Genomic DNA, 2,507 nt, shown 5'->3' with positions numbered 1-2,507 from the left:
CCGATAAAAGCCTTTTTCCCGTAACAGCCGTCTTCTCCCGCGAAAATTACCGGCTTTCCAAGTTTCTTTTCAAGATACGCCGCGACAGGAGCCATGCGGTGCTTGCCCTTGATATACTTGTCCTTGTCAAATGTTTTGCCGTCCTTCTCGGCTTTTTCCTGCGCTTTCTTCGCGTCTTTGGAAGGATCGCCCAAGTGCGACATTAACGTTAGGGATTTAACTCCCTGCTCCAGAATGTATTTAATGGTAGGAATTGCCGCGACAATTCGCGTATCGTCCTGCACCACCCCGTCTTTCATGGGAACGTTAAAATCCACGCGCATTATTATGCGCTTGCCTTTCAGATCAACTGATTTTACGGTCTTGATCATTATTTACTCCTTTATCAATTAATGAGCAATGTCTTTGTAAGCAATCTATTCGTGATGGTTCCACGCATAGCTTGATTACATTGTTCATTGCTCATTTTTCATTTCTCACTGCTCACTGCTCATTACTCACTGTTCATTATTTCTTATCAATGTACTTTATCAAATCGACAATCTTATTCGAGTAGCCCCACTCGTTGTCGTACCATGAAACTACCTTAAAGAAGCGTTTTTCGCCTTTGAGGTTGTTTTCAAGGGTGGCTTTGCTGTCATAAATTGAAGTGTGGGTATTGTGAATGATGTCGGTTGAAACGATTTCCTCATCGCAGTATGCAAGAACTCCCTTCATGTAGGTTTCCGAAGCTTTTTTCATGGCCGCGTCAATTTCTTGAATAGATGTGTCTTTATTAGCGCGGAAAGTCAGATCTACCACTGAGCCGGTGGGTGTGGGAACGCGGAAGCTCATTCCGGTGAGTTTGCCCTTGGTGACGGGAAGCACTTCGCCTACGGCTTTTGCCGCGCCGGTTGTGGATGGAATAATATTGATAGCCGCAGCGCGTCCGCCTCTCCAGTCCTTCTGGGAAACGCCGTCTACGGTTTTCTGTGTGGCGGTATAGGAGTGAATGGTGGTCATAAGGCCGGTTTCAATCCCAAATCCTTCCTTAAGAATTACATGAACTATCGGCGCAAGGCAGTTTGTGGTGCAGCTTGCGTTGGACAGAACATGGTGCTTTGACGGATCGTATTCATTCTCGTTCACGCCCATGACGATGGTCTTAACCGGTTTGGATTCATCTTGCGATTTGCCCGGCGCTGAAATAATGACCTTTTTCGCTCCGGCGGCAATGTGACCGTAAGCCTTCTCGTTGGTATAAATACCTGTGGATTCTACCACATAGTCGATTCCCATTTCCTTCCAGGGAAGCTGATCCGGAGTAAGCCCCTTGCCGGACAGACATTTAATTTTGTGGCCGTTGACCACCAGAACATCATCACCATCGGTGCCGATGTCGGCCTTCATCTGACCCTGTGTTGAGTCGTATTTTAACTGATAGGCGAAGTATTTTGCGTCGGTGGAAATATCAACCACAGCTACTACTTCAATCTTGTCTTTTCCCAGCAATCCCTGTCCTACCAGAGCCTGGAACACCAAGCGCCCGATGCGCCCGAACCCATTAATCGCGACTTTCATAAAAGTCCTCCTATTTTCTCAATTTTTAACATGGTACATCAAATCATAATAAATGTATATATATTTTATTCGCTTGACAGTGAACAATATATGTTCATATAATAAAAATGATATTTGAGTTTTCGTCATTTTTGACGAAAGCAGGAGGCAGTAAATGCATATGACTTTAGGAATTATCATTGACGGATTTTCAGAATACAAGCCTGTTTTGCATAAAATAAACAACACAAAAGCGCAAATTCGAGGGTTTCACTACTATTCTGCCGAGCTTTTTGAAACTGATCCCGAATACGTTTATGTCGTCAATTCCGACAAAATCACAAAGACCTTTTGTGAGAATTGCCCAAAACATATCCTCATTTGCGGCAATATTCCCAAAGATATTCCTGAAAAAGCCGATACTATCATTCATCTCCAAAAGAGCGTTCCTGTTGAGACGATAATTCAAACGGGGAACGCGCTTCTTGCCTCCTATGACGCGTGGCATGACTCGCTTCTTTTGGCTGTTATTAACCACAAACCTATTGATGTTTTTTTAAATATCGCGGCGCAGAAGCTTTTAAACCCTATACTTGTTATGAATAATAATTTGAGCATTATAGGCACAGCCGGTTCTATTTCATGCCCTACCGAGGGAACCATTTGGGAAAAAGTCAATGTACCCGGATTTGTAATGGACAGTTTTTATACTCCCGAAGAAATACGCAAAATTTCCCTGCATATCGCTCAAAAGAGCGGTCAAATCCTTATTCTTCACCCAAAGAACGATCCTGCCCACTCCACTTTAGGGATACATATTTGGATAGACGGCAAGCTCTACGGCGCCATAGGGACGGTGGACATGAACGTGCCGTTTACTGAAGGGCAGAAGGAAGCCCTTGTTATTATTGCCAATGTATTGAAGCTGTATTTTCAAAACCACAGTATCTATATGCAAATTGCGGAAA

Annotated in this window: 3 protein-coding genes; 1 reads left to right on the top strand and 2 read right to left on the bottom strand. The window is 43.8% G+C overall.

Annotated elements, in window-relative coordinates:
- The coding region (gene pgk / locus ACYVRA_RS06120; RefSeq protein ID WP_461251865.1) for a phosphoglycerate kinase at positions 1 to 371 on the bottom strand (371 nt) is incomplete at its 3' end.
- Between the two features lie 136 nt (positions 372 to 507).
- The gene (gap, locus tag ACYVRA_RS06115; protein ID WP_461251864.1) at positions 508 to 1,560 is read right to left on the bottom strand and encodes a type I glyceraldehyde-3-phosphate dehydrogenase; all 1,053 of its coding nucleotides are present in this window, start codon (positions 1,558 to 1,560) and stop codon (positions 508 to 510) included.
- 154 nt (positions 1,561 to 1,714) lie between these two features.
- On the opposite strand from gap, the gene ACYVRA_RS06110 reads away from it, so the two are divergent.
- A partial coding sequence (locus ACYVRA_RS06110) for a hypothetical protein (RefSeq protein ID WP_461251863.1) occupies positions 1,715 to 2,507 on the top strand: 793 nt, incomplete at its 3' end.

This window comes from Treponema sp. R8-4-B8, assembly GCF_054786175.1.
Note: the sequence above shows the minus strand (reverse complement) of the source record. Positions and strands in the feature narration are given on the sequence as shown.

Coding starts and splice junctions, on each gene's coding strand:
- gap (WP_461251864.1), bottom strand. CDS start 1,560: ATGAAAGTCGCGATTAATGGGTTCGGGCGCATCGGGCGCTTGGTGTTC.